At 70.5% G+C, this 24,667-nt stretch carries 23 protein-coding genes; 11 read left to right on the top strand and 12 right to left on the bottom strand.

All coding sequences use genetic code 11. The annotated features are described in order from the left end of the window. Positions 1 to 35: 35 nt before the first annotated feature. The 4 genes from OG522_RS10835 (at position 36) to OG522_RS10850 (ending at position 4,071) form a co-directional block, all read left to right on the top strand. Positions 36 to 719, top strand: coding sequence for a glycerophosphodiester phosphodiesterase (locus tag OG522_RS10835; protein WP_329462751.1), 684 nt, complete (start codon positions 36 to 38; stop codon positions 717 to 719). Between the two features lie 42 nt (positions 720 to 761). Continuing rightward, complete coding sequence (locus OG522_RS10840; RefSeq protein WP_443074685.1) at positions 762 to 1,988, top strand: sensor histidine kinase; 1,227 nt, start codon at positions 762 to 764, stop codon at positions 1,986 to 1,988. Then, positions 1,985 to 2,644, top strand: a complete 660-nt coding sequence (locus OG522_RS10845) for a response regulator transcription factor (protein WP_329462752.1) — start codon at positions 1,985 to 1,987, stop codon at positions 2,642 to 2,644. The genes OG522_RS10840 and OG522_RS10845 overlap by 4 nt, the downstream gene beginning before the upstream one ends. A 215-nt stretch (positions 2,645 to 2,859) precedes the next feature. Continuing rightward, positions 2,860 to 4,071, top strand: coding sequence for a serine hydrolase domain-containing protein (locus tag OG522_RS10850; protein ID WP_329462753.1), 1,212 nt, complete (start codon positions 2,860 to 2,862; stop codon positions 4,069 to 4,071). 10 nt (positions 4,072 to 4,081) lie between these two features. On the opposite strand, the gene OG522_RS10855 is transcribed toward OG522_RS10850, so the two are convergent. The 3 genes from OG522_RS10855 to OG522_RS10865 form a co-directional block, all read right to left on the bottom strand. Then, positions 4,082 to 4,591: a hypothetical protein gene (locus OG522_RS10855; RefSeq protein ID WP_329462754.1), complete on the bottom strand. Its 510-nt coding sequence runs from the start codon at positions 4,589 to 4,591 to the stop codon at positions 4,082 to 4,084. 45 nt (positions 4,592 to 4,636) lie between these two features. Continuing rightward, a complete protein-coding gene (locus OG522_RS10860; RefSeq protein WP_329462755.1) occupies positions 4,637 to 5,833 on the bottom strand; it encodes a polyamine ABC transporter substrate-binding protein in 1,197 nt (398 codons plus the stop codon). A gap of 150 nt (positions 5,834 to 5,983) precedes the next feature. Continuing rightward, on the bottom strand, positions 5,984 to 7,423 hold the full coding sequence (locus tag OG522_RS10865) for a gamma-aminobutyraldehyde dehydrogenase (protein WP_329462756.1): 1,440 nt from the start codon (positions 7,421 to 7,423) through the stop codon (positions 5,984 to 5,986). Between the two features lie 181 nt (positions 7,424 to 7,604). Between OG522_RS10865 and OG522_RS10870 the strand changes: the two genes are divergently transcribed. From OG522_RS10870 to OG522_RS10895, 6 genes are all read left to right on the top strand, one after another. Continuing rightward, complete coding sequence (locus tag OG522_RS10870; RefSeq protein WP_329462757.1) at positions 7,605 to 8,096, top strand: Lrp/AsnC family transcriptional regulator; 492 nt, start codon at positions 7,605 to 7,607, stop codon at positions 8,094 to 8,096. Then, on the top strand, positions 8,081 to 9,466 hold the full coding sequence (locus OG522_RS10875) for an aspartate aminotransferase family protein (protein ID WP_329462758.1): 1,386 nt from the start codon (positions 8,081 to 8,083) through the stop codon (positions 9,464 to 9,466). The genes OG522_RS10870 and OG522_RS10875 overlap by 16 nt, the downstream gene beginning before the upstream one ends. Before the next feature lie 172 nt (positions 9,467 to 9,638). Next, complete coding sequence (locus OG522_RS10880) at positions 9,639 to 10,376, top strand: ABC transporter ATP-binding protein (protein ID WP_329462759.1); 738 nt, start codon at positions 9,639 to 9,641, stop codon at positions 10,374 to 10,376. Continuing rightward, entirely contained in the window at positions 10,358 to 11,515 is a 1,158-nt protein-coding gene (locus OG522_RS10885; protein ID WP_329462760.1) for a hypothetical protein, read from the top strand. Before OG522_RS10880 ends, OG522_RS10885 begins: the two co-directional genes overlap by 19 nt. A 103-nt stretch (positions 11,516 to 11,618) precedes the next feature. Further along, entirely contained in the window at positions 11,619 to 12,743 is a 1,125-nt protein-coding gene (locus OG522_RS10890) for an LOG family protein (RefSeq protein ID WP_329462761.1), read from the top strand. 138 nt (positions 12,744 to 12,881) lie between these two features. Continuing rightward, on the top strand, positions 12,882 to 13,793 hold the full coding sequence (locus OG522_RS10895) for a hypothetical protein (RefSeq protein ID WP_329462762.1): 912 nt from the start codon (positions 12,882 to 12,884) through the stop codon (positions 13,791 to 13,793). A 238-nt stretch (positions 13,794 to 14,031) separates the two neighbouring features. Here OG522_RS10895 and OG522_RS10900 read toward each other — a convergent pair whose 3' ends face one another. The 9 genes from OG522_RS10900 to rpsB form a co-directional block, all read right to left on the bottom strand. Beyond that, positions 14,032 to 15,054 (bottom strand): ABC transporter ATP-binding protein, encoded by a 1,023-nt coding sequence (locus tag OG522_RS10900; protein WP_329462763.1) that lies wholly within the window; start codon positions 15,052 to 15,054, stop codon positions 14,032 to 14,034. Then, positions 15,054 to 16,667: an ABC transporter permease gene (locus OG522_RS10905; RefSeq protein ID WP_329467539.1), complete on the bottom strand. Its 1,614-nt coding sequence runs from the start codon at positions 16,665 to 16,667 to the stop codon at positions 15,054 to 15,056. Before OG522_RS10905 ends, OG522_RS10900 begins: the two co-directional genes overlap by 1 nt. A gap of 38 nt (positions 16,668 to 16,705) precedes the next feature. Further along, on the bottom strand, positions 16,706 to 17,797 hold the full coding sequence (locus OG522_RS10910; protein ID WP_329462764.1) for a thiamine ABC transporter substrate-binding protein: 1,092 nt from the start codon (positions 17,795 to 17,797) through the stop codon (positions 16,706 to 16,708). A 266-nt stretch (positions 17,798 to 18,063) separates the two neighbouring features. Then, positions 18,064 to 19,170 (bottom strand): 23S rRNA (adenine(2503)-C(2))-methyltransferase RlmN, encoded by a 1,107-nt coding sequence (rlmN, locus tag OG522_RS10915; protein WP_329462765.1) that lies wholly within the window; start codon positions 19,168 to 19,170, stop codon positions 18,064 to 18,066. 90 nt (positions 19,171 to 19,260) lie between these two features. Next, on the bottom strand, positions 19,261 to 20,370 hold the full coding sequence (locus OG522_RS10920) for a phosphatidate cytidylyltransferase (RefSeq protein ID WP_329462766.1): 1,110 nt from the start codon (positions 20,368 to 20,370) through the stop codon (positions 19,261 to 19,263). Beyond that, positions 20,370 to 20,927: a ribosome recycling factor gene (frr, locus tag OG522_RS10925; RefSeq protein ID WP_329462767.1), complete on the bottom strand. Its 558-nt coding sequence runs from the start codon at positions 20,925 to 20,927 to the stop codon at positions 20,370 to 20,372. Before frr ends, OG522_RS10920 begins: the two co-directional genes overlap by 1 nt. Before the next feature lie 125 nt (positions 20,928 to 21,052). Next, complete coding sequence (pyrH, locus tag OG522_RS10930) at positions 21,053 to 21,841, bottom strand: UMP kinase (protein WP_329462768.1); 789 nt, start codon at positions 21,839 to 21,841, stop codon at positions 21,053 to 21,055. 160 nt (positions 21,842 to 22,001) lie between these two features. Then, a complete protein-coding gene (gene tsf / locus OG522_RS10935; RefSeq protein ID WP_329462769.1) occupies positions 22,002 to 22,838 on the bottom strand; it encodes a translation elongation factor Ts in 837 nt (278 codons plus the stop codon). Positions 22,839 to 22,958: 120 nt separating this feature from the next. Beyond that, positions 22,959 to 23,873, bottom strand: a complete 915-nt coding sequence (rpsB, locus tag OG522_RS10940; RefSeq protein WP_329462770.1) for a 30S ribosomal protein S2 — start codon at positions 23,871 to 23,873, stop codon at positions 22,959 to 22,961. Between the two features lie 294 nt (positions 23,874 to 24,167). Between rpsB and OG522_RS10945 the strand changes: the two genes are divergently transcribed. After that, positions 24,168 to 24,635, top strand: a complete 468-nt coding sequence (locus OG522_RS10945) for a M23 family metallopeptidase (RefSeq protein ID WP_329462771.1) — start codon at positions 24,168 to 24,170, stop codon at positions 24,633 to 24,635. Positions 24,636 to 24,667 lie beyond the last annotated feature (32 nt).

Below are 24,667 nucleotides of genomic sequence, written 5' to 3' on the forward strand. Positions count from 1 at the left end.
TGGCCGCCGCCTGCGCCCCTCACGACAATGACCCCATGCGCACCGTGACAGTCGTGGGCCACCGCGGCGACCCGTACCGCGTCCGCGAGAACACCCTCGCCTCCATCGCCTCGGCCCTGGAGCGGGGCGCGGACGCGGTCGAGATCGATGTCCGGCCGACCCGGGACGGCGTGCCCGTGCTGCTGCACGACGGGACGCTGAAACGGCTGTGGTACTTCGACCGCCCGCTGGGCGCGCTTCCGTACGAGGAGGTGCGGGAGGTGTCCGGCGGCGGGATTCCCACCCTGCGCGAGGCATTGACGGTGGCCGGCCCGCACCGGCTGATGATCGATCTGCCCGGAGCCACCGAGGAGTCGGTGCGCGAGGTGGTGGGCACCGTTGGCGAGTGCGGTGCGGGCGAGCGCGTCTACTACTGCGCGGGCCCCCTCGCCATGCTGAGGGTCCGCGCCGCCGACCCGGGCGCCGAGATCGCGCTCAGCTGGACCTCCCCGGTCCCGCCGCGGCCGGTGCTGATCGACGCGGTGCGGCCGCGCTGGCTCAACTACCGCTTCGGGCTCGTGAGTTCGGAGCTGGTGGAGCGGATCCACCGGGACGGGATGCTCGTCTCGGCGTGGACCGCGGACACCGGGCGCACCATGCGCCGCCTGATCGAGCGGGGCGTGGACTCGATCACCACCAACCGGGTGGACGCACTGTGCGCCATCCTGTCCCAGCGGTGAACGGCCGCGTTTCGAGGGGGACGTTTCGAGGGGGGACACCGGGTGGGCACGGAACGCCTGACGGCACGGCTGCGGGCGGCGAACGGGTGGGCCGTCGACATCGGGCTCGCCCTGCTGGTGCAGGTGGCGATGTCGATCCCGTTCGTCGTGGCGCGGCCCGACGGGCTGCGCCCGGCCACCTGGGCGGACTACGCCCTGACCTCGCTGGCGGTGCTGCCGCTGGTGTGGCGGCGCCGGGCCCCGGTCGCGGTGACGCTCGCGGTGCTTGCGGCCGGAGCGACGTACAAGCTGACCCTGGACGGGCCCGGTCAGCCGCTGCCCTACCCGGGGCTCGTCGCCCTCTACTCGGTGGCCGCGCTGTCCCCGGTGCGCAAGCGGGTCTCCGTCGCGGTGCTGGTCGCGGTGCTGATCGTGCCCTCGGTGGCGCTCAACACCGAGGACGCCAAGGAGTTGATGTTCTCCTTCTTCGTCTTCGGTGCCGCGTACGTGCTCGGGCGGCTGACCCACACCCGGCAGGCCTACACCGCGGCCGTCGAGGACCGCGCGGCGCAGCTGGAGCGGGCCAACCGGATCGAGGCCGAGCAGGCCACGGCGCGTGAACGGGCCCGGATCGCGCGGGAGATGCACGACATCCTGTCGCACGCCGTCAGCATCATGATCGTGCAGGCGGAGGCGGGCCCGGTCGCAGTGCGGGCGGCGCCGGCGCGGGCGGAGGCGGCGTTCGAGGCGATCTCCGAGACGGGCCGGGACGCGATGGTGCAGCTGCGCCGGATGCTGGGGGTGCTGCGGGAGGAGACCACTCCGGATGCCCCGCGTGACCCGCAGCCGGGCACGGCGGCGCTGCCCGCACTGGTCGAGCGGGTCTCGCTGGGCGGCGGCCCCTCGATCGCGTACGAGACGAAGGGCACGGCCCGCCCGCTCCCCCAGGCCACCGAGACGACCGTGTACCGGATCGTGCAGGAGGCTCTGACGAACGCGGTGAAGCACGCGACGGCCACGGCCGTCTTCATACAACTGAAGTACTCCGCACGGGAGTTGACGATCACGGTCCGGGACGACGGAGGCGGACCCGGCACCACACCCGCGCCCGGCACCGCGCCGGGCCCCGGTACCGGCCACGGCCTGATCGGCATCCGCGAACGCGCGGCGGCGCACGGCGGGACCGCTTCGGCGGGCCTGGGCCCGGACGGCCGGGGGTTCGAGGTCAGGGCCGTGATCCCACTGACCACCACCGCCTCGATAGCCTCCTCGGCGGAGGTGGGGAGATGACGATCCGTGTGGTGGTGGCCGACGACCAGGAGCTGGTGCGCAGCGGCTTCGCCCTGATCCTGGACGTGCAGCCGGACATCGAGGTGGTCGCGGAGGTGGGAGACGGCGCCCAAGCCGTCGACGCCGTACGCCGGTTGGCGCCCGATGTGGCGCTGCTCGACATCCGGATGCCGCACCTGGACGGCATCGAGGCGTGCCGGGTGATCAGCGCGGCGAGCGCCTGCCGCACCGTGATGCTGACGACCTTCGACTCGGACGAGTACGTGTACGAGGCGCTGCACGCCGGGGCGAGCGGCTTCCTCCTCAAGGACGTCCGGCGGGACGATCTGGTGCACGCGGTACGGGTGGTGGCGGCCGGTGACGCGCTGCTCGCGCCGTCGGTGACGCGGCGATTGGTCACCGAGTACACCTCAAGGCCCGCCGCACCGGTCCCCTCCGGCCGCCTCGGCGTCCTGACCGCCCGCGAACGCGAAACGCTGCTCCTGCTCGGCCGGGGCCTGTCCAACGCCGAGATCGCGGGCGAACTGACGGTCTCCGAGCACACGGTGAAGACGCACGTGGGCAATGTGCTGGCGAAGCTGGGCCTGCGCGATCGCGTCCAGGCGGTGATCTGCGCGTACGAGACGGGGCTGATCTCGGCGGGTTCCCCTTCGTGAAGGGCGCCCGCTCCTGAGGGGGAGGCCTCCCCGGAGGCTCTGCCTCGCGAGGGCCGCCTCCCTCCCGGGAGGGAGGCGGCGACCGCCCAACTCCCCCGCGCAGGCGAGGAGTCGCGGTCGGCGGAACCCCCCGCCACGGCGATCCGCGCGAGCCTCGTGATCAGCAGGATGGGATCCATCAGCACGACGGACCGCCTGATCACGGAGACCCCCTCATGAACGCCCGCACCCGCACCACGCTCATGGCCACCACCCTCGTCCTGGGGATGTCGGCAGGCCCGGCCCTCGCCGCCGCCCCGGCACCGACCGCGAGCCGGACCGCCGCCCGCCACATCACCGACACCCTCGACACCGCGGCCGTGCGCGCGGCCATCGCGGGCGTCGGGAAGCCCGGCGCGGACGCGACGGCCGCGCTGGTTCGGATCGGCGGCACCGAAGGCGCCTGGCTCGGCAGCGCCGGGGTGCACGACCTGGCGGGTGGCACCCCGGCGGACCCGGACGGCCGCTTCCGGGCGGGGTCGGTCACCAAGGTCTTCACCGCGGCCATGGTCCTCCAGCTCGCGGGCGAGGGCAGGGTCGACCTGAACCGCCCCGCGCGCACCTACCTGCCCGACCTGATCCCGGCGGCGTACGCGAAGGTGACGGTACGTCAACTCCTGAACCACACCAGCGGCATACCGTCCGTCGGCTCGCCCGACGACTCCCTGGACCACCTGTACGCGCACCGCTTCGACGGCCGCGACCCGGCGGACGTGGTGCGCGAGGCGACCGCCCGGAAGCCGGACTTCGCGCCCGGCACCGCGCAGCACTACGACAACATCGGCTACACCGTGGCGGGCCTGCTCATCGAGCGGGTCACCGGCGACTCCTACGCCCACCAGCTCGCCACCCGCATCACGCGGCCGCTCCACCTCAAGGACACGTATGTCCCCGGCGCCGACCCCACCATCCGCGGCCCGCACAACCACGGCTACCAGGTTTTCGCCGAGCCGGACGGCTCGACCACGCTGCGGGACGTGACGGTGTGGGGCGCCGGTGACACCTTCGCCGCGGGCGATCTGATCTCCACCACGGCCGACCTGGAGCGCTTCACCCGGGCGCTGTTCACCGGCCACGTGGTGCGCGCCGCGCAGCTGAGGGAGATGTTCACGCTGCCCGGCCCGTCGGTGCGCGACGTGAAGACGGGCAAGCCGGCGGCGTACAGCGTGGGTCTGTCGACGATGCGGCTCGGCGGTCACGAGGTGTGGGGCAAGACGGGCGGGCGCTGGGGTTACAACACGGTGATCGCGGCGACGTTGTCGCCCGCCGGGACGCTCACGCGGACCCTTGTCTACAGCGTCAATTCCACGGACGCGAAGGGCTCGGACATGAACCCCACCGCCATGCACGTCATGACCGCCACCTTCGGCACCCCGGACCCCTCCTGACCGTCCCGCCTCACGCCGGTGCGGGCACCCCCATCCCCTCCAGCACCTTGATCTTGCGCCGCACCACGTACAGCGGGATCACGCCGAACACCCCGAAGGACATGTCGATCACCGACCACCAGAAGGGAATGCCCCTGACGGGCCCGCAGATCAGGGCGAGCGGGACGATCCCGGCGCAGGCGATCATCCCGAACTCGACGACCCACACGTTCCGTACGGGATCACGCACCACTCCGTAGAAGGCGACGGCGATGACGAGGTGCGCGAAGGCCAGCCAGTCCGTGCCGTACAGCAGGAACGGATACTCGGCGTCGGCGGAGTCCAGCCCGTCGCGCACCCGGTCGATCCACGCACTCAGCCCCGGCGGCCAGTCGCCCAGCGGGGTGGCCTGCAACAGGGACTGCGTCCAGTGCAGTTCATGGACCAACGGAAAGGCCGTCAGACCGCTCAGCACCAGACAGACGACGAACACGGCCAGCCATGTGCGGATACGCCTCAGCAGGGCGTTTCGCTCGCTCATGATCGCAGCGTACGCCCTGTTGAACACGTTCAAAACCTGGGTCGGCTACAACCCCGCGATCGCGTTCCAGCGCTTCGCGAACTCCACCCGCTCCTGCGAGGTGATGTCCCGCGCGATGGCGAGCCGTCCCCGCATGGCGTCGTCGGGGAAGATCAGCGGGTCCTCGGCGAGTTCGGCTTCGCCCTTGTCCTTGGAGGAGGCGAGGACGTCGCGGGCGGCCGGGACCGGGCAGACGTAGCTGACCGAGGCGGCGAGCTCCGCGGCCACGTGCGGGTCGTAGTAGTAGTCGACCAGCGCCTCCGCGTTGGCCCTGTGGCGGGCCAGGTTGGGGATCATCATCGACTCCGCCCACAGCTCGCCGCCCTCCTCGGGCACCACGAACTCGATGTCGGGGTTGTCCGCCTTCAGCTGGAACACGTCGCCGCTGTAGGCCTGGCAGGCCAGCACATCGCCCTTGTTGAGGTCGCTGGTGTAGTCGTTGCCGGTGAAGCGCCGGATCTGCCTGTTCGCCACCAGCTTCTCGATCTGGTCGCACATCCGGTGGAAGTCGGCCGCGGTCCACTTCGTGATGTCGACGCCGTTGCCCTGCATCAGCAGCGCGAACGACTCGTCCAGGCCGGAGAACAGCGTCACCTTGCCCGCGAGCCGGGGGTCCCACAGATCGCTGACGTGCTTCAGCTCGCGTCCGAGCTTCTTCTTGTTGTACGCGATGCCGGTGATCCCGGACTGCCACGGGACGCTGTGCAGGCGCCCGTTGTCGAAGGCGGGCGTGCGCAGCTGGGGGTCGAGGTACTTGGCCACGTTGGGCTGCTTGGCCCGGTCCATCCGCTGCACCCAGCCGAGCCGCACGAAGCGGGCCGCCATCCAGTCACTGATGACCATCAGGTCCCGGCCGGTCTCCTGATGGTTCATCAGCGCGGGGCTGATCTTCCCGAAGAACTCGTCGTTGTCGTTGATCTCCTCGGTGTACGTCACGGATGTCCCGGTGCTCTTCGTGAACGCGTCCAACGTGGGCCGCCTGGAGGCGTCCTTGTTGTCGACGTCTATGTAGAGCGGCCAGTTGGCGAAGGTGAGGCTCCTGTCGTCCGCCGAGCGGTCGCGCCCCGCCCGCTCACCGGGTTCGACGTACGCCGCGGGGACCCCGCAGCCGGCCAGCGCGGCAAGCGCGGCCCCGCCGCCGAGGGCGCGCAGCAGGTGGCGGCGGGTGAACGGGCGGCTGGCGCGGGGCGCGGTCGGTGGCATTCCCGCAGGATGCCCGCCCGCGCCCACCCGCTTCAATGGACGCTGCGTACAGGCCTGCGCCCCAGGCCGGACACCCTGTCGGGGCGCGGGGGAACACACAAGGGGCGGGGGATCAACTCCCCCGCCCCTTGTGGTCGTTCAGGCCGCGGCTCAGCCCTCGATGGACGTCATCACGTGCTTGATGCGGGTGTAGTCCTCGAAGCCGTACGCGGAGAGGTCCTTGCCGTAGCCGGACTTCTTGAAGCCGCCGTGCGGCATCTCGGCCACCAGCGGGATGTGGGTGTTGATCCACACGCAACCGAAGTCGAGGTTCTTGGACATCCGCATGGCACGCGCGTGGTCCTTGGTCCACACCGAGGAGGCGAGCGCGTACTCGACGCCGTTGGCGAACTCCAGCGCCTGGGCCTCGTCGGTGAAGGACTGGACGGTGATGACCGGTCCGAACACCTCGTTCTGGATGATCTCGTCGTCCTGCTTGAGGCCCGAGACGACGGTCGGGGCGTAGAAGTAGCCCTGCTCGCCGACCCGGTGGCCGCCCGCCTCGACCTTGGCATGGGCCGGGAGGCGGTCGATGAAGCCGGTGACCTGCTTCAGCTGGTTGGCGTTGTTGAGCGGCCCGTACAGCACGTCCGCGTCGTCCGGCCGGCCGGTCTTGGTGTCGGCGGCGGCCTTGGCGAGCGCGGTCACGAACTCGTCGTGGATCGACTCGTGCACGAGCACGCGGGTCGCGGCCGTGCAGTCCTGGCCGGCGTTGAAGTACCCGGCGACCGCGATGTCCTCGACGGCCTTGGCGATGTCGGCGTCCTCGAAGACGACGACCGGCGCCTTGCCGCCCAGTTCCAGGTGGACGCGCTTGACGTCCTTGGAGGCGGACTCGGCGACCTGCATGCCGGCGCGTACCGAACCGGTGATGGAGGCCATCGCCGGGATCTTGTGCTCGACCATCGCGCGGCCGGTGTCCCGGTCGCCGCAGACGACGTTGAAGACGCCCTTGGGGACGATCGCGCCGATGATCTCCGCGATCAGCACGGTCGAGGCCGGGGTGGTGTCCGAGGGCTTGAGGACGACCGTGTTGCCCGCGGCGAGCGCCGGGGCGAACTTCCACACGGCCATCATCATCGGGTAGTTCCACGGTGCGACCTGCGCGCAGACGCCGACCGGTTCGCGGCGGACGATCGAGGTCATGCCCTCCATGTACTCGCCGGCGCTGCGGCCTTCGAGCAGTCGGGCCGCGCCCGCGAAGAAGCGGATCTGGTCCACCATCGGCGGGATCTCTTCGCTGCGGGTGAGCTCGATCGGCTTGCCGGTGTTCTCCGACTCGGCGGCGATCAGCTCCTCGGCGCGCTCCTCGAAGGCGTCCGCGATCTTGAGCAGGACGCGCTGGCGCTCGGCCGGGGTTGTGTCGCGCCAGGCCGGGAAGGCCCTGGCCGCGGCCGCCATGGCGGCGTCGACGTCCTGCTCGCCGGAGAGCGGCGAGGTGGCGTAGGGCCGGCCCGTGGCCGGGTTGACCACCTCGATGGTCCGCCCGTCGGCAGCATCGCGGAACTCTCCGTCGATGTAGTTGCGCAAACGACGCAGTTCGGTGGTCACTTCGCTGGCCTCCCGGTCCGATGTCCGATGGATGAGACAGCCCACCCTAGTCGGTGAGGTGACGCTTTCGACAGACCCGACGCCCGTGAACTTCGGATTCAGTTCCCTGGAGGTCACGGAACAACGAATTTCATCGCTTCAGGGTTGCGGGACGGAGCGAGTCGGGTGCAGAGTGGGCTCCGTGGCCAGCCGAAGCACAGACCCCAGGATCGCGAACGGATCCTCCCCATCGATCGACGCCGTCTCCCTGGCGATCATCGAGCAGCTCCAGGAGGACGGGCGCCGCCCGTACGCCGCGATCGGCAAGGCCGTGGGCCTGTCGGAGGCGGCCGTGCGCCAGCGCGTCCAGAAGCTGCTCGACCAGGGCGTGATGCAGATCGTCGCCGTCACCGACCCGCTCACCGTGGGATTCCGGCGCCAGGCGATGGTCGGCATCCGCGTCGAGGGAGACCTCGACCCCGTGGCGGAAGCACTGACGGCCATGGCCGAATGCGAGTACGTGGTGATGACCGCGGGCTCCTTCGACCTGATGGTGGAAGTCGTCTGCGAGGACGACGACCACCTTCTCGAAGTGATCAACAAGAGGATCCGCGCCCTCCCCGGCGTGCGCTCCACCGAGAGCTTCGTCTACCTCAAGCTGAAGAAGCAGACCTATATGTGGGGAACCCGATAGCCGTGAGCAAGGACCTCAGCCAGACCGCCTACGACCACCTGTGGATGCACTTCACCCGCATGTCGTCGTACGAGAACGCGCCCGTTCCCACCATCGTCCGTGGCGAGGGCACCTACATCTACGACGACAAGGGCAAGAAGTACCTGGACGGCCTGTCGGGCCTGTTCGTCGTCAACGCCGGCCACGGCCGTCACGAGCTCGCCGAGACCGCGTACAAGCAGGCGCAGGAGCTGGCCTTCTTCCCGGTCTGGTCCTACGCCCACCCCAAGGCCGTCGAGCTCGCCGAGCGTCTCGCGAACTACGCGCCGGGCGACCTCAACAAGGTCTTCTTCACCACCGGTGGCGGCGAGGCCGTGGAGACCGCGTGGAAACTGGCGAAGCAGTACCACAAGCTCACCGGCAACCACACGAAGTACAAGGTCATCTCGCGCGCGGTCGCCTACCACGGCACCCCGCAGGGCGCCCTGTCCATCACTGGTCTGCCCGCCCTGAAGGCGCCCTTCGAGCCGCTGGTCCCCGGCGCGCACAAGGTGCCCAACACCAACATCTACCGCGCGCCGAGCCACGCTCACGCCGATGATCCTGTCGCCTTCGGCCGCTGGGCCGCCGACCAGATCGAGCAGGAGATCCTCTTCGAGGGTCCCGAGACCGTCGCCGCCGTCTTCCTGGAGCCGGTGCAGAACGCGGGCGGCTGCTTCCCGCCGCCGCCCGGGTACTTCCAGCGGGTCCGCGAGATCTGCGACAAGTACGACGTGCTGCTCGTCTCCGACGAGGTCATCTGCGCCTTCGGCCGCCTCGGCACGATGTTCGCCTGCGACAAGTTCGACTACGTCCCGGACATGATCACCTGCGCCAAGGGAATGACGTCGGGCTACTCCCCGATCGGCGCCTGCATCATCTCCGACAGGCTCGCCGAGCCGTTCTACAAGGGCGACAACACCTTCCTGCACGGCTACACCTTCGGCGGCCACCCGGTCTCCGCCGCGGTGGGCCTGGCCAACCTCGACATATTCGAGCGCGAGGGCCTCAACCAGCACGTGCTCGACAACGAGGGCGCCTTCTTCGACACCCTCAAGAAGCTGCACGACCTGCCGATCGTCGGTGACGTCCGCGGCAACGGCTTCTTCTACGGCATCGAGCTGGTCAAGGACAAGGCCACCAAGGAGTCCTTCAACGACGAGGAGACCGAGCGCGTCCTGTACGGCTTCCTCTCCAAGGCGCTCTACGACAACGGCCTGTACTGCCGGGCCGACGACCGCGGTGACCCGGTCGTCCAGCTCGCCCCGCCGCTGATCTCCGACCAGGGAACCTTCGACGAGATCGAGGGCGTTCTGCGTCAGGTCCTCACGGAGGCCTGGACGAAGCTCTGACGCTGCGAGCCCACGGCCCGGCCGCGCCCATCCGAGTGAGATGGGGGCGGCCGGGCCGCGTGCTGTTGGGACAGCCACAGCCCACTGCCTAGCGTGCCCAGTGACCGATCGGCCCTGCCTTCGTTCCCCCGTGCGGGGAGCAGGAAATCTGATCCGAACCGAGGTGTGCACCATGGCGGCTCCGCCGGACAACGACGTGCTGTGGGCGCGTTCCCTGCACCACGCCCACAGCGGCTCCCCCGCGCTGAGCGCCGTCAGCGTAGAGGTCCGCGAGGGTGAGATCCTCGCCATCGGCGGCCCGCGCGGCTGCGGCAAGACGACGCTGCTGCGCTGCCTGTCGGGCCAGCTCGTGCCGGACGAGGGCGAGGTGTGGTTCAACAGCAGCCCCGTGCACACCATGGGCCCCGTCGCCCGGGAGCAGCTGCGCCGCGACCGCTTCGGCTGGATCGACCCCGAGGCGAGCCTGGTCCCCGAGCTGAACGCCTGGGAGAACGCGGCCCTGCCGCTGCTGCTGCGCGGCATCGCGCACCGCGCCGCGAAGAAGGCGGCCCTGGAGTGGCTGGAGCGCCTCGACATCGGCACGTGCGCGAAGCGGCGCCCGCACGCCCTGCTCCAGTCGCAGCGCCAGCGCGTGGCGATCGCCCGCGCGCTGGTGACGGCCCCGGCCGTACTGTTCGCCGACGAGCCGACCGCGACGCTGCACCGCGCGGATGGGGCCCAGGTGCTGCGCACCCTGCTCAACGCGGCCCGTTCGCACCGCATCACGACGCTCATCGCCACCCATGACACCGAGGTGGCCGCGCTCGCCGACCGCACGGTGGTGCTGATCGACGGCCGCCGGGTCAACTCCCGTGCAAACATGGGGAGTTCGGATGCGGAGGGCCTTCAGGCGTGCTCGCTCTCCGTCTAGCCCGCGGCACCCATCCCCTGGTCCTGCTGCGCCGCCTGCTGGTGTCCGCGGCTTCGGCAGGGGTCGCCTTCCTCCTGCTGTGCACGCTCGGTTACGCGGTCGACCACCCCTCGGGGGCGCTGCTGCGGCTGATGTGGTGCGTGGTTCCGCTGGCGACCACGGTGCACTTCGCGGTCGCCGTGGCCCGCACCGACCCGAGCACCCGACCGCGCGCCGGACTGTCCGCGGTGGGCCTGGGCCCGGCCCGGCTGACCGCGATCGCCGCCGCGTCCACGGCGGTGGCCTGCACGCTCGGCTCGGTGGTGGCGCTCCTTGTGTATCTGCATCTGCGCGGCGACATCACCGGGCTGCCCTTCGACGGCACGGCCGCCGGTCTGCTCGCCGCCGACCGGCCGATGCCGCTGCCGGGCGCCCTGACGCTGCTGACCGTTCTGCCGGTGTCGGCCTCGGCGGCGGCCGGTCTTGCGCTGCGCCCGCGCACCCGGCGCCCGGCCGAAGTGAGCGATCCGGCACACCCGGAGGAGCCCGCGGCCGCGCCGAGCGGGCTGCCCTGGGGCGTCACGCTCGTCGTGGCGGGCCTCGCCGTCGAAACGTACCTGAGCCGTGGGGCCGGGGGTTCGGCGTTCCCGACGCCGGGCCATCCGCAGGGCAGTCGGGCCGGAGTGCTCGCCGGGTGGGCGCTGACGGCGCTCGGCCTCGCGGTCGCCGGCCCCGGTCTCGCACACTTCAGCGGGCGGCTGCTCCAGCTGGCACGGCCGGGCGCGGCCCGGCTGCTCGCGGGCCGGGTCCTGATGGCGGAGGCCCGCCGCATCGGTCGCCCGCTTGGCGTGGTGAGCGCGGTGGCCTCCGGCGCGATCGCGGCGGCCGCGCTGTACGGCCGGCCGGGCCCGCACCCCTTCGGCCCGCTGACCGGCCTCGGGGCGACCCTGGTGATCAGCTGCACGGTGGCCACCTTGCTGACCGCCACCCTGGAATCCCGGCACGCCCGCGCGAAGACGACGGCCGCGCTACTGAGTCTGGGCACCCCGACGACACTGCTGCGCGCCGCCGCGTCACTCAGGGCACTCGCCCTGCTCGCGGTCTTCGCACCCCCTACCGTGGCGATCGGCGAACTGGCCGCGCTGCCGCTGTGGAACTGAGCGGGGGCGGGAGTCGGAAGCCAGGAACGGGGCCAGGTCCGCGAGGCCCGGTGACGGCCGCACCCGGGGTCTGCCCGTCGAGCGGCGCGCTTAGCATGACGAGATGTCGAACGAAGACGTGCAGTTCCCCGCGGGCAGCGACACCGAGATCGCGTCGCTCGACAAGTTCGACGCGGCCGTCGCCCGCGGCCCGCTGGCCGGGTTCCGGGTGCAGTCCGTCGATCTGACGGCCCGTACGGACGCCCTGCTCGCCACCGGCACGGCCGGCGCGGTCTTCCTCGGCTGCGCGATGGAGCCGGACGCGGCCGCGAAGGTCCGCGCCGACGGCGCCCTGGTCTTCCCGCCCGTCCCGCAGTTGCCCTTCGACCCCTACCGGGGCGGGCTCTACTCCCCCTCCGAGCTCTTCGAGGGGCTCACCGAGGGGTACGAGCGGACGCCCGACGCGCTCGCCTACGCCTGGTTCCAGCGGACCAAGGGGGACGGCGACGTCTTCTCCTCGATGCTGCGCTCCGTCCACGACGACGCGATCTCCGACGCCCTGGACGAACACCTCGCCGGGAAGCGCGTGGTGGGCGTGATGGGCGGCCACGCGATGGCCCGCGGCACGGCCGAGTACGAGGGTGCCGCCGTGCTGGGGCGCACGCTGGCCCGCGCGGGGTTCACGGTGGCGACGGGCGGCGGTCCGGGCGCGATGGAGGCCGCGAACCTCGGCGCGTACGCGGCGCCGTTCAACGACGCGATGCTCGGCTCGGCGCTCGAACTCCTCGCCAAGGAGCCGTCGTTCAGGCCGTCGGTGTCCCACTGGGCGCGGGCCGCCTTCGACGTCCGTACGCGGTGGCCGCACGGCGGCCCCTCGGTGGGCATCCCCACCTGGTTCTACGGTCACGAGCCGCCCAACGCCTTCGCGAACACGATCGCCAAGTACTTCGCCAACGCCATCCGCGAGGACGGCCTGCTGGCCCGTTCCACGGCGGGCGTCGTGTTCCTGCCGGGCGCGGCCGGCACCGTACAGGAGATCTTCGACAACGCGACGCCGAACTACTACGAGTCGCACGGCGGGCCGACGCCGATGGTGCTGGTCAACCGGACGCACTGGACGGAGCGCCTGCCCACGTGGCCGCTGCTTCAGGCGCTGGCCCAGGAGCGTCCGATGGCGGCGCGGATCGCCCTGGTCGACTCGGTGTCCGAGGCGCCCGAGGCGCTCGCCCGCATGTCCGGCGCGGTCTGAGGCGACGGCGCTCCGGGACGACGATCGCGACAGGTCGTCCGAAAAGTTCGGGGCACCAGGCAACTCCCAAAGACCGGTAAACGTCTGGTAAAGCGGAGTGGGGTGAACCGGTTGCCCCCGCCATGAACGGAGTCGCCCGTGCTGCTCGGCCTGCTGACCGCCATCGCCGCCTCGGTCTGTTACGGCACGGGCTCGGTCCTGCAAGCCGTCGGATCCCGCAAGGCCGCCCTGCGCGACGCGGCCGCAAGCGACCGGACCCAGCACGGCGGCCCCAGTCTCTCCTCCACCGCGAAGGCGGCCACGACCTGGGAATTCGTCGTCGGCACGATCCTCGACTTCGTCGGGTTCGGGCTGGGCGCGCTCGCCGCCCGCCTCCTCCCGCTCTTCCTCTCCCAGACGGTGATCAGCGCGAACCTGGTCATCACGGCCGTCCTCAGCGTCAAGCTCCTGGGGATACGGCTGAGCCGCGCGGAGTGGACCTCCATCGGTGTGGTCTGCTCGGCTCTGGTGCTGCTCGCGTCGGCGGCGGGCCACGAGGGCAGCGGGCACACCGAGAGGGCCACGCACTGGTGGCTGCTCGCGGTCTCGCTCGGCCTGATGGCCACGGGCACGGTGGCCGTACGCCTCCTGGGTGCCCGCGCCGCGATCCTCGCGGGACTTCTGTCCGGCCTCGGCTTCGGCGCGCTCGGCGTCGGCGTCCGCATCCTGAGCGGCATCGACCCCTTCGACGCGGGCACCCTGCTCACCGACCCGGCGCTGTACGCGATCCTCGTGGCCGGCGTCGGCGGCATGTATCTGCACACGGTGGCCCTCCAGATCGGCTCGGTGAACGGTGCGACGGCGGCGCTTGTGGTGGGCGAGACGGTGCTGCCGGGCGCGATCGGCGTCCTGTGGCTGGGCGACGCCTCCCGGGCGGGCCTCGCCTGGATGGCGGTCCTGGGCTTCGTCCTCGCGGTGGCGGGCGCGGTGGCGGTGGCATGGTTCGGCTCCCCGGCCTCGCACGGCACGGCGAAGCCGACCCACGAGGAGGAGCTGACACCGGCAGGGTAGAAGGGCCGCGCTGACCCCACCCCAGCAGCGGTCCGGCGTGTGAGGCCGAGCGCGGTTCAGGGGCGGAGCCCCCAACAGGGGGGCAGGGGACGAGACCCCCGCGCGGCCCGGGGCGAAGCCCCAACACGGATACGGGGAACGAAGCCCCCGCGGGGTCCGGGGCGGAGCCCCGTGAAAGACAACCTTCCCCCTACCCCCACCCCCCGGAGGGTTTCGGGAAGGGGCGGGGTGGGGGAAGTCAGCCCACCGGCAGAACCACCACCGCCCCCGCCGCGAAGGCGACCCCCACCGAGTCGCCCACCTCCGGCGCCGCCTCCAGCGCGCACTCCGCCTCCACCAACGGCCCTGCCGCAGGCTGCAGTTGGAGGGTCACATGGTTGCCGCGGAACGTGCGCGCGACCACCGCGCACGGCAACCCGTCCCGCTCCGGCACCAGACGTACGCCCGCCGGGCGGATCAGCAGCCGCCCGGCGCCCTGCGGCGAACCGGAAGGCACCGGCACCTTCCCCCACTCCGTGTCCGCCACCCCCGCCGACACCGTCGCCGCCACCACGTTCTCGAAGCCGAGGAAACGGGCCACGAATTCCGAGGCGGGGCGCTGCCAGACCTCCAGGGGCGTGCCGGTCTGCGCTATGCGGCCGTCCCGCATCACCACCACCCGGTCGGCCAGCGCGAACGCCTCACCCTGGTCGTGCGTGACGGCCAGCACCGTGGTGCCCAACCGGCCGAACAGGGAACGGAGTTCGACCACCAGGCGCTCGCGCAGGGTGCGGTCGAGCTGGCCGAGCGGCTCGTCCAGCATCAGGAGCCGGGGCGAGGGTGCCAGCGCCCTGGCGAGCGCGACGCGCTGCTGCTCGCCGCCGGAGAGCGCGGCCACCGCCCGCTTCTCGGCACCGGGCAGCCCGACCAGGTCCAGCAACTCGCCGACCCGGCGGGTCTGTTCGCCGCGCGGGGCCCGGCGCATCCGCAGCCCGAACGCCACGTTCTGGCCGACGTCGCGCTGCGGGAAGAGCTGGTGGTCCTGGAACATCAGGCCGAGCCCGCGTTTATGGACGGGCACCCCGCCCTGGTCGGCCCCACCGAGCAACACCCGTCCCGCGTGGGCGGGTTGGAGACCGGCCACCACGCGCAGCAGGGTCGACTTGCCGCTGCCGCTGGGTCCGAGCACGCACACCGTCTCGTGCTCGGCGACCTCCAGGTCGATGGCGTCAAGGACGGCCCGGTCCCCGAAACGTACCGTCACACCGTCCAGTTTCAGCATCAGAACTCCCCGCTGTGGTCGGTCCGCAGGCGTTCGAGGACGAGCAGCGACACCGCGCACACCACCATCAAAATCGTGCTGAGGGCCATCGCCTGGCCGTAGTTGAGGTCGCCGGCCCGGCCGAGCAGGCGGGCCACGGCGACGGGCAGCGTCGGGTGGTCGGGCCGCGCGATGAAGACGGTCGCGCCGAACTCGCCGAGCGAGACCGCGAAAGCGAAGCCCGCCGCGATGAGCAGAGCCCGCCGCACCAGCGGCAGGTCCACCTCGCGCCAGGCCCGCAGCGGGGACGCGCCAAGGACGGCAGCCGCCTCGCGCAGCCGGCCGTCCACCGCACGCAGCACCGGAAGCATGATCCGTACGACGAACGGGACGCCCACCAGTGCCTGGGCGAGCGGCACCAGGATCCAGGAGGTGCGCAGGTCGAGCGGCGGATGGTCGAGGGTGATCAGGAAGCCGAAGCCGACGGTGACGGCGGAGACGCCCAGCGGCAGCATCAGCAGCGCGTCGAAGGCCCGCACGAGCCGCCCGCCGCCGCGCCGGGTGAGGGCGGCCGCCGCGAGCGCGCCGATGAGGAGGGCGATGGCGGTGGCGGCGAGGGCGTACTGGAGCGAGTTCCCTATCGCCTCGATGGGCGGCACGAGGAAGCTGCCGTTGTCCCCGGCGTCCTGGAGCGCCCGGTAGTAGCCGAGCCCGTAGCCGTCGGGGGTGTCCAGGGAGCGTTCGATCAGCACGCCGACGGGCAGCAGGATGAGCAGCGCCACGACCGCGAGTACCGAGGCGAGCAGGGTCCACTGGCCCGCTCCGCGCGGGCGGCGGGCGGTGTGGGCGGGGTCGACCAGCTTCAGCGCCGTCTCGCGGCGGCGTACCGTCCAGGCGTGCACGGCCAGGACCAGGCCGACCGCCGCGAACTGGACGATGGTCAGGACCGCCGCTGTGGGCAGGTCCAGGAGTTCGGCGGTCTGCCGGTAGATCTCCACTTCGAGGGTGGAGAAGGTGGGGCCGCCGAGGATCTGGACGACGCCGAAGGAGGTGAAGGTGAACAGGAAGACCATGAGGGCGGCCGCGGCGACCGCGGGGCCGAGCGCGGGCAGGGTGATGGTGCGCCAGGCGGCGAGGCGGGAGGCGCCGAGGACGCGGGCGGCCTCCTCCTGGCGCGGGTCGAGCTGCGACCACAGGCCGCCGACGGTGCGTACGACCACCGCGTAGTTGAAGAAGACGTGCGCGAGCAGGATCGCCCACACCGTCGTGTCCAGCCGGACGCCCCACAGCTGGTCGAGCAGTCCGCCGCGGCCGAGCAGCGCGAGGAACGCGGTGCCCACGACGACCGTCGGCAGGACGAACGGCACGGTGACGATCGCCCGCAGCAGCTGTTTGCCGGGGAAGTCGAAGCGCGCGAAGACGTATGCGCCGGGCAGCGCGATCAGGAGCGTGAGCGCGGTGGAGGCGAGCGCCTGCCAGGTCGTGAACCACAGAACGTGCGCGATGTCCGGGTCGCTCACCACCTCACCGAGGCGGGCGAACTGCCAGACGCCGTCCGCCTTGAGCCCGCGGCCGACGATGGCGGCCACGGGCCAGGCGAAGAACAGGGCGAAGAACGCGGCGGGCAGGGCCATCAGGCCCAGCCGCACCGCGCCGCCCCGCACCTTGGGTCCTACTTCAGGACGAGCGAGGACCACGTCTTGACCCACTGGTCACGGTTCTTGGCTATCTTGTCGGGCGCGACGGAAGCCGAATTGGTGATCTTCGCGCCGAACTTGGTGAACTCGGCCGGCACCGCCGCGTCCTTGGCGACCGGGTCCACGAACATCTGGAGCGGCATGTCCTCCTGGAACTTCTTGGAGATCAGGAAGTCAAGGAGCGCCTTGCCGCCCGCCTCGTTCTTGGCACCGTTGAGCAGGCCCGCGAACTCGGTCTGGCGGAAGCAGGTGCCGGTGGCGACGCCGGTGGGGGCCTCGGTCGGCTTCGGGTCGGCGTAGATCACCTCGGCGGGCGGGCTGGAGGCGTACGAGACGACCAGCGGCCGGTCGCCCTTGGCCTTCTTGCCGCCGGCCGAACCGGAGAAGTCCGTGTTGTAGGCCTGCTCCCAGCCGTCGACCACCTTGACGCCGTTGGCCTTCAGCTTCGTCCAGTAGTCCTGCCAGCCTTCGTCGCCGTACTTGGCGACCGAGCCGAGCATGAAGCCGAGCCCCGGCGAGGACGTCGCCACGTTCTCCGTGACGAGGAGGTCCTTGTACTCGGGCTTGATCAGGTCGTCGAAGGACTGCGGAGGGCTGAGCTTCTTGTCCGCGAAGTACTTCTTGTCGTAGTTGACGCAGATGTCGCCGGTGTCGATGGGCGTCACACGGTGCTTGGCCCGGTCGAGCTGGACATCGGCGGACACCCGGTCCAGGCCCTTGGCCGTGTACGGCGTGAAGATGCCGTTGTCGAGGGCACGCGAGAGCAGCGTGTTGTCGACGCCGAAGAAGACGTCGCCGCGCGGGGAACCCTTGGTGAGGATCTCCTGGTTGAGGGCGGCTCCCGCGTCACCGCTCTTGAGGACCTTCACGGTGTAGCCGGTCTGCGCGGTGAACGCCTTGAGCACCGCGTCCGACGCGGCGAAGGAATCGTGGCTGACCAGCGTCACGGTCTTGTCGCCGGTGGCGCCGGACGCCTTCTTGCCGTCCGAGCCGCCGCAGGCAGCCAGCGTGGCGACGCCGAGGACGGCGGCGAGCGCACCGGCCGCGAGCCTCTTGGTACTGCGCATGTGTTCATTCCTCCTGGAGATGACCAGGAAGAGACGCGGCCCTGCCCGCACGACACCAGGTCGTGCGGGCAGGGCGCAACAGCTTGAGTAATCGCCGAACTTCCTACCCCGAATGACCGGGGCAAGGTTCAGAGGGTCTGCGGGCCGTTCCCTGAAGCGGGCCCCGCACTCTCAGCGCTGTGGCGCTCCCCTGTCGGAATATGCAGATGTTTCCAGCCAGGCTACACGGGGCCCGTGACAGGCCCCCGACCGTTTTACCCTTCGGACTACCGCTCGGAGGCGGCGAGCTGGCCGCAGGCTCCGTCGATCTCCTGGCCCCGGGTGTCGCGGACGGTGACGGGCACCCCGTGGGCCGCGATGGCCTCGACGAACGCCTTCTCGTCCTCGGGCCGCGAAGCCGTCCACTTCGAGCCCGGCGTCGGGTTCAGCGGGATCAGGTTGACGTGCACCCGCTTGCCCTTGAGGAGCCGGCCCAGCAGATCGCCGCGCCACGCCTGGTCGTTGATGTCGCGGATCAGGGCGTACTCGATGGAGATCCGGCGCCCCGACTTCTCGGCGTACTCCCAGGCCGCGTCGAGGACTTCGCGGACCTTCCACCGGGTGTTGACCGGTACGAGGGTGTCGCGCAGCTCGTCGTCGGGGGCGTGCAGGCTCACCGCGAGGCGGCACTTGAAGCCCTCGTCGGCGAAACGGTGCATGGCGGGCACCAGGCCCACCGTGGAGACGGTGATGCCGCGCTGGGACAGGCCCAGGCCGTCGGGCTCGGGGTCGGTCAGGCGGCGGATCGCGCCGACGACACGCTTGTAGTTGGCGAGCGGTTCGCCCATGCCCATGAAAACGATGTTGGACAGGCGGGCGGGCCCGCCGGGGACCTCCCCGTCGCGCAGCGCGCGCATGCCGTCCACGATCTGGTGCACGATCTCGGCGGTCGACAGGTTGCGGTCCAGGCCCGCCTGGCCGGTGGCGCAGAACGGGCAGTTCATGCCGCAGCCGGCCTGCGAGGAGATGCACATGGTCACCCGGTCCGGGTAGCGCATCAGGACGGACTCGACCAGCGTCCCGTCGTGCAGCTTCCACAGCGTCTTGCGGGTGGTGTCGTCATCGCAGGAGATGTGCCGCACGACCGACATCAGGTCGGGCAGCAACTCCTCCTGGAGCCGGGCGCGCGCGCCGAGCGGAATGTCCGTCCACTCGGCCGGGTCGTGGGCGTACCGCGCGAAGTAGTGCTGCGAGAGCTGCTTGGCGCGGAACGGCTTCTCGCCGATCGCGGCGACGGCTTCCTTGCGCTCGGCGGGCGAGAGGTCGGCGAGGTGCCGCGGCGGCTTCTTGGCTCCGCGGGGGGCGACGAAAGTGAGTTCTCCGGGCTTGGGCATGGTTCCTCAAGTGTCTCAGACGTACGGAAAAGGGCTCGCCGTCCTGTGGACGACGAGCCCTCACCGTTCAAAACCCTACGAAAACGCAGGTCAGCTGGTTCCTACGAAGATCGCGAGCAGCAGCCACACCACCGGCGCGGTAGGCAGCAAGGAGTCCAGGCGGTCCATGATGCCGCCGTGGCCCGGCAGCAGCGTGCCCATGTCCTTGATGCCCAGGTCCCGCTTGATCATCGACTCGCCGAGGTCGCCGAGCGTGGCGCTCGCCGCGACCGCGAGGCCCAGCAGCAGGCCCTGCCACCACGAGCCGTCGTCGATCAGGAACTGCATGCACAACGCGCCCGCCACCATCGCGAACGACACCGCGCCGAACAGGCCCTCGCGGGTCTTTCCCGGGCTGATGCGCGGCGCCAGCTTGTGCTTGCCGAAGCGCCAGCCGACCGCGTACGCACCGGTGTCGCTGACCACCGTCAGGAGCAGGAACGTCAGGACCCGCCAGGGACCGTCGGCGGCCGTCAGCAGCATCGCGACGAACGTGGCGAGGAACGGCACGTAGAACGCGGCGAACACACCCGCCGTGACATCCCGCAGGTAACCCTCGGGCGGCTCGGTCATCCGCCACACCAGCACCGCGAGCGAGGTGAGCGCCATGGCGACCCACGCCCCCTCGGCACCGCTGACGTAACCGGCGACGACCATCGCGGCGCCGCCGACCGCAAGCGGAACCAGCGGCGCCTTGATCTGCTTGCGCTCGTCAAGGCGGCTGGTCAGCTCCCACAGGCCGACGACGACGGCCACCGCGATGACGCCGACGAAGACGGCCTTCACGATGAACAGCGACGCCAGGATCACGGCGCCCAGTCCGACGCCGACCCCTATCGCGGCCCGCAGATCGCGGCCTGCCCGCTTCTTCTCCGGCTGCGCGGGCACGGGCGGGGTGGGCGGAGGGCTGGCCATGGGCTCCTGCGGCGTCTCGGCGCGGAACAGGGGACCGCCCGTCCGAGCGGCCCCCGGGTCGCGGTGGTCGCGGTCTTCGGCGTCTGTGCCCGCGTCGGGCACGATGGGCATCTGCTGCGTCCTCGACAACGGCGGGGCGTCATACGCATCGTATGCAGGCCCCGCCGGGAACGCCCCCTGGGAAGGCCCCTCGGGGGTTCCCCAGAATTCGGGTCTCGGCGGAGCCCCCCAGGAAGAGTCGTTCATCAGACCTCGAGCAGCTCTGCTTCCTTGTGCTTGAGCAGCTCGTCGACCTGCGCCACGTACTTGGCGGTGGTGTCGTCGAGCTCCTTCTCCGCACGGCGGACCTCGTCCTCGCCGGACTCCTTGTCCTTGACGAGCTTGTCGAGGGCGTCCTTCGCCTTGCGGCGCACGGCGCGGATCGACACCTTGGAGTCCTCGGCCTTGGTGCGTGCGACCTTGATGTAGTCGCGGCGGCGCTCCTCGGTGAGCTCCGGGAAGTTCACGCGGATGATGCTGCCGTCATTGCTCGGGTTGACGCCCAGGTCCGAGTCGCGGATGGCCTGCTCGATGTTGCGCAGCGCCGTCTTGTCGAACGGGGTCACCACCGCCATGCGCGGCTCCGGCACCGAGAACGAGGCCAGCTGGTTGATCGGCGTCAGAGCGCCGTAGTAGTCCGCCACGATCTTGTTGAACATCGCCGGGTGCGCACGCCCGGTGCGAATCGCGGCGAAGTCCTCCTTGGCCACTACGACGGCCTTCTCCATCTTCTCCTCGGCCTCGAGGAGGGTCTCTTCGATCACGCTTTGCTCCTGCATGTCTTGGGTGGGCCGGGAGTCCTCAGTACGACCTGAGGCCTCGGGCCCTGGATAACCAGCGTCATTTCCCTGCACGGTGTCCGACCGGCGGGGGATTGTCCATCCCCCGGTCAGGCCCGGGTGTTCTGGTCGCTCACGAGCGTGCCGATCTTCTCACCCTTGACGGCGCGCGCGATATTGCCCGCCGTGAGCAGCTCGAAGACGAGGATCGGGAGGTTGTTGTCCCGGCACAGGGTGATGGCGGTCATGTCGGCGACCTTCAGGTCGCGCGTGATGACCTCGCCGTACTCCAGCGCGTCGAACTTCACCGCGTCGGTGTTGACGCGCGGGTCGGAGTCGTAAACCCCGTCCACGCCGTTCTTGCCCATCAGCATGGCCTCGGCGTCGATCTCCAAGGCGCGCTGGGCGGCGGTGGTGTCGGTGGAGAAGTACGGCATGCCCATACCGGCGCCGAAGATGACGACACGGCCCTTCTCCAGGTGGCGCACGGCCCGCAGCGGAATGTACGGCTCGGCGACCTGCCCCATCGTGATGGCGGTCTGGACGCGCGAGTCGATGCCCTCCTTCTCCAGGAAGTCCTGGAGCGCGAGGCAGTTCATGACCGTACCGAGCATGCCCATGTAGTCGGAGCGCGCCCGGTCCATGCCGCGCTGCTGGAGCTCGGCGCCCCGGAAGAAGTTGCCGCCGCCGATCACGACGGCGATCTGCGCGCCGTCCCGGACGACCGCGGCGATCTCGCGGGCGATGTTGTGCACGACGTCGGGGTCGACACCGAGCCCCCCACCGCCGGCGAACGCCTCACCGGAAAGCTTCAGCATGAAGCGCCCGGCGACCTTGTCGTCATCGCGCTTGTTGTCGGCCGAGTGATCGGCCTTGGCGGCGTCCGCGCCCTGATTCATGGGGATCTCCTCGTGCACATACGAAGAAGGCCATTGCCGGTGGGTACTCGTAGTCCCTAGCGGCAATGGCCTCCTCGTCAGATCTGCGGTCGTCCGTCGCGTGCGCGGCCGACGACTGCCTCAGACCCTAGCGGGGTCTAGTGTCGAACGCTGAACAGACTCAGATGCCGACCTTGATGCGCGTGAAGCGCTTCAGGGTGACACCGGCCTCCTTCAGAACCTGCTCGACGGACTTCTTGTTGTCGAGCGCGTACGGCTGGCCAAGGAGCGTGGCCTCCTTGAAGAAGCCGTTGACGCGACCCTCGACGATCTTCGGGAGCGCGGCCTCGGGCTTGCCCTCGGCGCGAGTGGTCTCCTCGGCGACGCGGCGCTCGGTCTCGACGACCTCGGCCGGGACGTCCTCGCGGGACAGGTAGCGCGGCGCGAAGGCGGCGATGTGCTGCGCGATGCCCTTGGCGACCTCGGCGTTGTCCTTGTCGAGCTCGACCAGAACACCGATCTGCGGGGGCAGGTCGGGCATCGTGCGGTGCATGTACGCGGAGACGAAACCGTCGGAGAACTGCGCGAAGCGGTCCAGGACGATCTTCTCGCCGAGGTTGGCGTTGGCCTCGTCGACGTACGCCTGAACCGTCTTGCCGGCCTCGATCTCGGAGGCGAGCAGCGCGGCCAGGTCGGCCGGGGAGGTCGCGGCGACGTGCGCGGCCAGCGCGGCGGCGACGGCCTGGAACTTGTCACCCTTGGCGACGAAGTCCGTCTCGCACTTCAGCTCCAGCAGGACGCCGGAGGTCTTGTCGTCGGCGATGAGGGAGACGACAGCGCCGTTCTCGGCAGAACGGCCCTCGCGCTTGGCGACGCCCTTCTGACCCTTGATGCGCAGGGCCTCGACGGCCTTGTCGACATTGCCGTCGGCCTCGTCGAGGGCCTTCTTGCAGTCCATCATGCCGGCGCCGGTGAGCTCACGGAGCTTCTTGACGTCAGCGGCGGTGTAGTTCGCCATGAGTCTGTGTTTCTCTCTCGGAGTCTAGAAAGATCTACGAAGATCTGCGGGGCTACGGGTTGACGGCGGGGGCTTGTGGCCCCCGCCGTCAACTACCGAACCTGTGGGTCCCGGTGAGGGTCAGGCCTGCTCGGCGTCCGCGGCCGGAGCCTCGGTGGCCTCGGCGGCCGGAGCCTCAGCAGCGGCCTCGGCCGGCTTCTCGGCCTCGGCGGCCGGAGCGGCGTCAGCCGCGGGGGCCTCGGCCTCGTCGGCCTTCTTGTCACCCTCAAGCAGGTCGCGCTCCCACTCGGCGAGCGGCTCGCCGGCCGCCTTCTCGCCCGGCTTCGAGTCACCGGTGGCCGCGCCGGAACGGGCGATGAGGCCCTCGGCGACGGCGTCGGCGATCACGCGGGTGAGCAGGGTGACGGAACGGATCGCGTCGTCGTTGCCCGGGATCTTGTAGTCGACCTCGTCGGGGTCACAGTTCGTGTCGAGGATCGCGACGACCGGGATGTGGAGCTTGCGCGCCTCACCGACGGCGATGTGCTCCTTCTTGGTGTCGACGATCCAGACGGCGCTGGGAACCTTCGACATCTCACGGATACCACCGAGGGTCTTCTCCAGCTTGGCCTTCTCACGCGAGAGGACCAGGAGCTCCTTCTTGGTGAGACCCGAGGCCGCGACGTCCTCGAAGTCGATCTGCTCAAGCTCCTTGAGGCGCTGCAGACGCTTGTAGACAGTGGAGAAGTTGGTCAGCATGCCGCCGAGCCAGCGCTGGTTGACGTAGGGCATGCCCACGCGCGTCGCCTGCTCGGCGATCGCTTCCTGCGCCTGCTTCTTGGTACCGACGAACATGATGGAGCCGCCGTGCGCGACGGTCTCCTTGACGAACTCGTAGGCGCGGTCGATGTACGACAGCGACTGGAGCAGGTCGATGATGTAGATGCCGTTGCGCTCGGTGAAGATGAAGCGCTTCATCTTCGGGTTCCAGCGACGGGTCTGGTGACCGAAGTGGACGCCGCTTTCCAGCAGCTCCCGCATCGTGACGACGGCCATGGCCGTACTCCTTGAGGTACTCGGTTACCGCGGCCGCCGGTCGGCTGCCGCGCCTGACGCCCCGGTGCGCCATGCCCTGAACCCTTGACAGGCGAAGGACCGAGAGGCGCGGCCAGCGATGATCGTGAGACCACTGGCGGGGCGTGCGAAGTCGACCCGGTGACCCGGATCGCCACAAGAAGTGTACGGGACCCGCACAGTGCCGGGTGACGGCGTTGTCCACAACCGCCCAGTACTCCACAGACCAGCGCCAAGATCCACACGCCAGGCCCCGCCAACGAGACCCTGTGCCACATGTACCGAGCACTCCTCGCCCTCGCCCTGACCGCAGCCACCTGGCCAGTCATCCCACCGGCCATCGTCCACCCCTGGGCCCCGCCGGCCACCCCCTACGGCCCCGGCCACCGCGGCATCGACCTCGCCGCACCCCCGGGCACACCCATCCGCGCGACCGCCGCCGGCCGCATCACCTTCGCGGGCCAAGTAGCCGGACAAGGAGTCCTGACCATCACACTCCCCGGCACGACGACCCCACCCCTGAGAACCACCTACGAACCAGTACACCCCCGAGTCACCCAAGGCACCCAAGTAACCGCGGGCGAAGTGGTGGCCAACACCACCGAAGGCCCGTCCCACTGCCCCACCGGCTGCCTGCACTGGGGCCTGCTGAGAGGCCAGACCTATCTGAACCCGCTGCTCCTGCTGCACCGAGCCGCGCCCTCACGGCTGCTGCCAGTGACGGGAGTGGCGGAGGCGGGGTGAGGGGGGAGGGGGCCGGGGGCCGGGGGGGGGGG

The organism is Streptomyces sp. NBC_01431, assembly GCF_036231355.1.
In the GTDB taxonomy this organism is placed as follows: Bacteria; Actinomycetota; Actinomycetes; order Streptomycetales; family Streptomycetaceae; genus Streptomyces.

What these genes read in the sequence shown, in the direction of transcription:
- OG522_RS10890 (WP_329462761.1), top strand. Translation starts at nt 11,619, where the DNA reads ATGTCGAACGAAGACGTGCAGTTCCCCGCGGGCAGCGACACCGAGATC.
- rlmN (WP_329462765.1), bottom strand. Translation starts at nt 19,170, where the DNA reads ATGCCCAAGCCCGGAGAACTCACTTTCGTCGCCCCCCGCGGAGCCAAG.
- OG522_RS10900 (WP_329462763.1), bottom strand. Translation starts at nt 15,054, where the DNA reads ATGCTGAAACTGGACGGTGTGACGGTACGTTTCGGGGACCGGGCCGTC.
- OG522_RS10855 (WP_329462754.1), bottom strand. Translation starts at nt 4,591, where the DNA reads ATGAGCGAGCGAAACGCCCTGCTGAGGCGTATCCGCACATGGCTGGCC.
- OG522_RS10905 (WP_329467539.1), bottom strand. Translation starts at nt 16,667, where the DNA reads ATGGCCCTGCCCGCCGCGTTCTTCGCCCTGTTCTTCGCCTGGCCCGTG.
- OG522_RS10945 (WP_329462771.1), top strand. Translation starts at nt 24,168, where the DNA reads ATGTACCGAGCACTCCTCGCCCTCGCCCTGACCGCAGCCACCTGGCCA.
- OG522_RS10880 (WP_329462759.1), top strand. Translation starts at nt 9,639, where the DNA reads ATGGCGGCTCCGCCGGACAACGACGTGCTGTGGGCGCGTTCCCTGCAC.
- OG522_RS10845 (WP_329462752.1), top strand. Translation starts at nt 1,985, where the DNA reads ATGACGATCCGTGTGGTGGTGGCCGACGACCAGGAGCTGGTGCGCAGC.
- pyrH (WP_329462768.1), bottom strand. Translation starts at nt 21,841, where the DNA reads ATGAATCAGGGCGCGGACGCCGCCAAGGCCGATCACTCGGCCGACAAC.
- OG522_RS10860 (WP_329462755.1), bottom strand. Translation starts at nt 5,833, where the DNA reads ATGCCACCGACCGCGCCCCGCGCCAGCCGCCCGTTCACCCGCCGCCAC.
- rpsB (WP_329462770.1), bottom strand. Translation starts at nt 23,873, where the DNA reads ATGGCCGTCGTCACGATGCGGGAGCTGCTGGAAAGCGGCGTCCACTTC.
- OG522_RS10920 (WP_329462766.1), bottom strand. Translation starts at nt 20,370, where the DNA reads ATGAACGACTCTTCCTGGGGGGCTCCGCCGAGACCCGAATTCTGGGGA.
- OG522_RS10835 (WP_329462751.1), top strand. Translation starts at nt 36, where the DNA reads ATGCGCACCGTGACAGTCGTGGGCCACCGCGGCGACCCGTACCGCGTC.
- tsf (WP_329462769.1), bottom strand. Translation starts at nt 22,838, where the DNA reads ATGGCGAACTACACCGCCGCTGACGTCAAGAAGCTCCGTGAGCTCACC.
- OG522_RS10910 (WP_329462764.1), bottom strand. Translation starts at nt 17,797, where the DNA reads ATGCGCAGTACCAAGAGGCTCGCGGCCGGTGCGCTCGCCGCCGTCCTC.
- OG522_RS10850 (WP_329462753.1), top strand. Translation starts at nt 2,860, where the DNA reads ATGAACGCCCGCACCCGCACCACGCTCATGGCCACCACCCTCGTCCTG.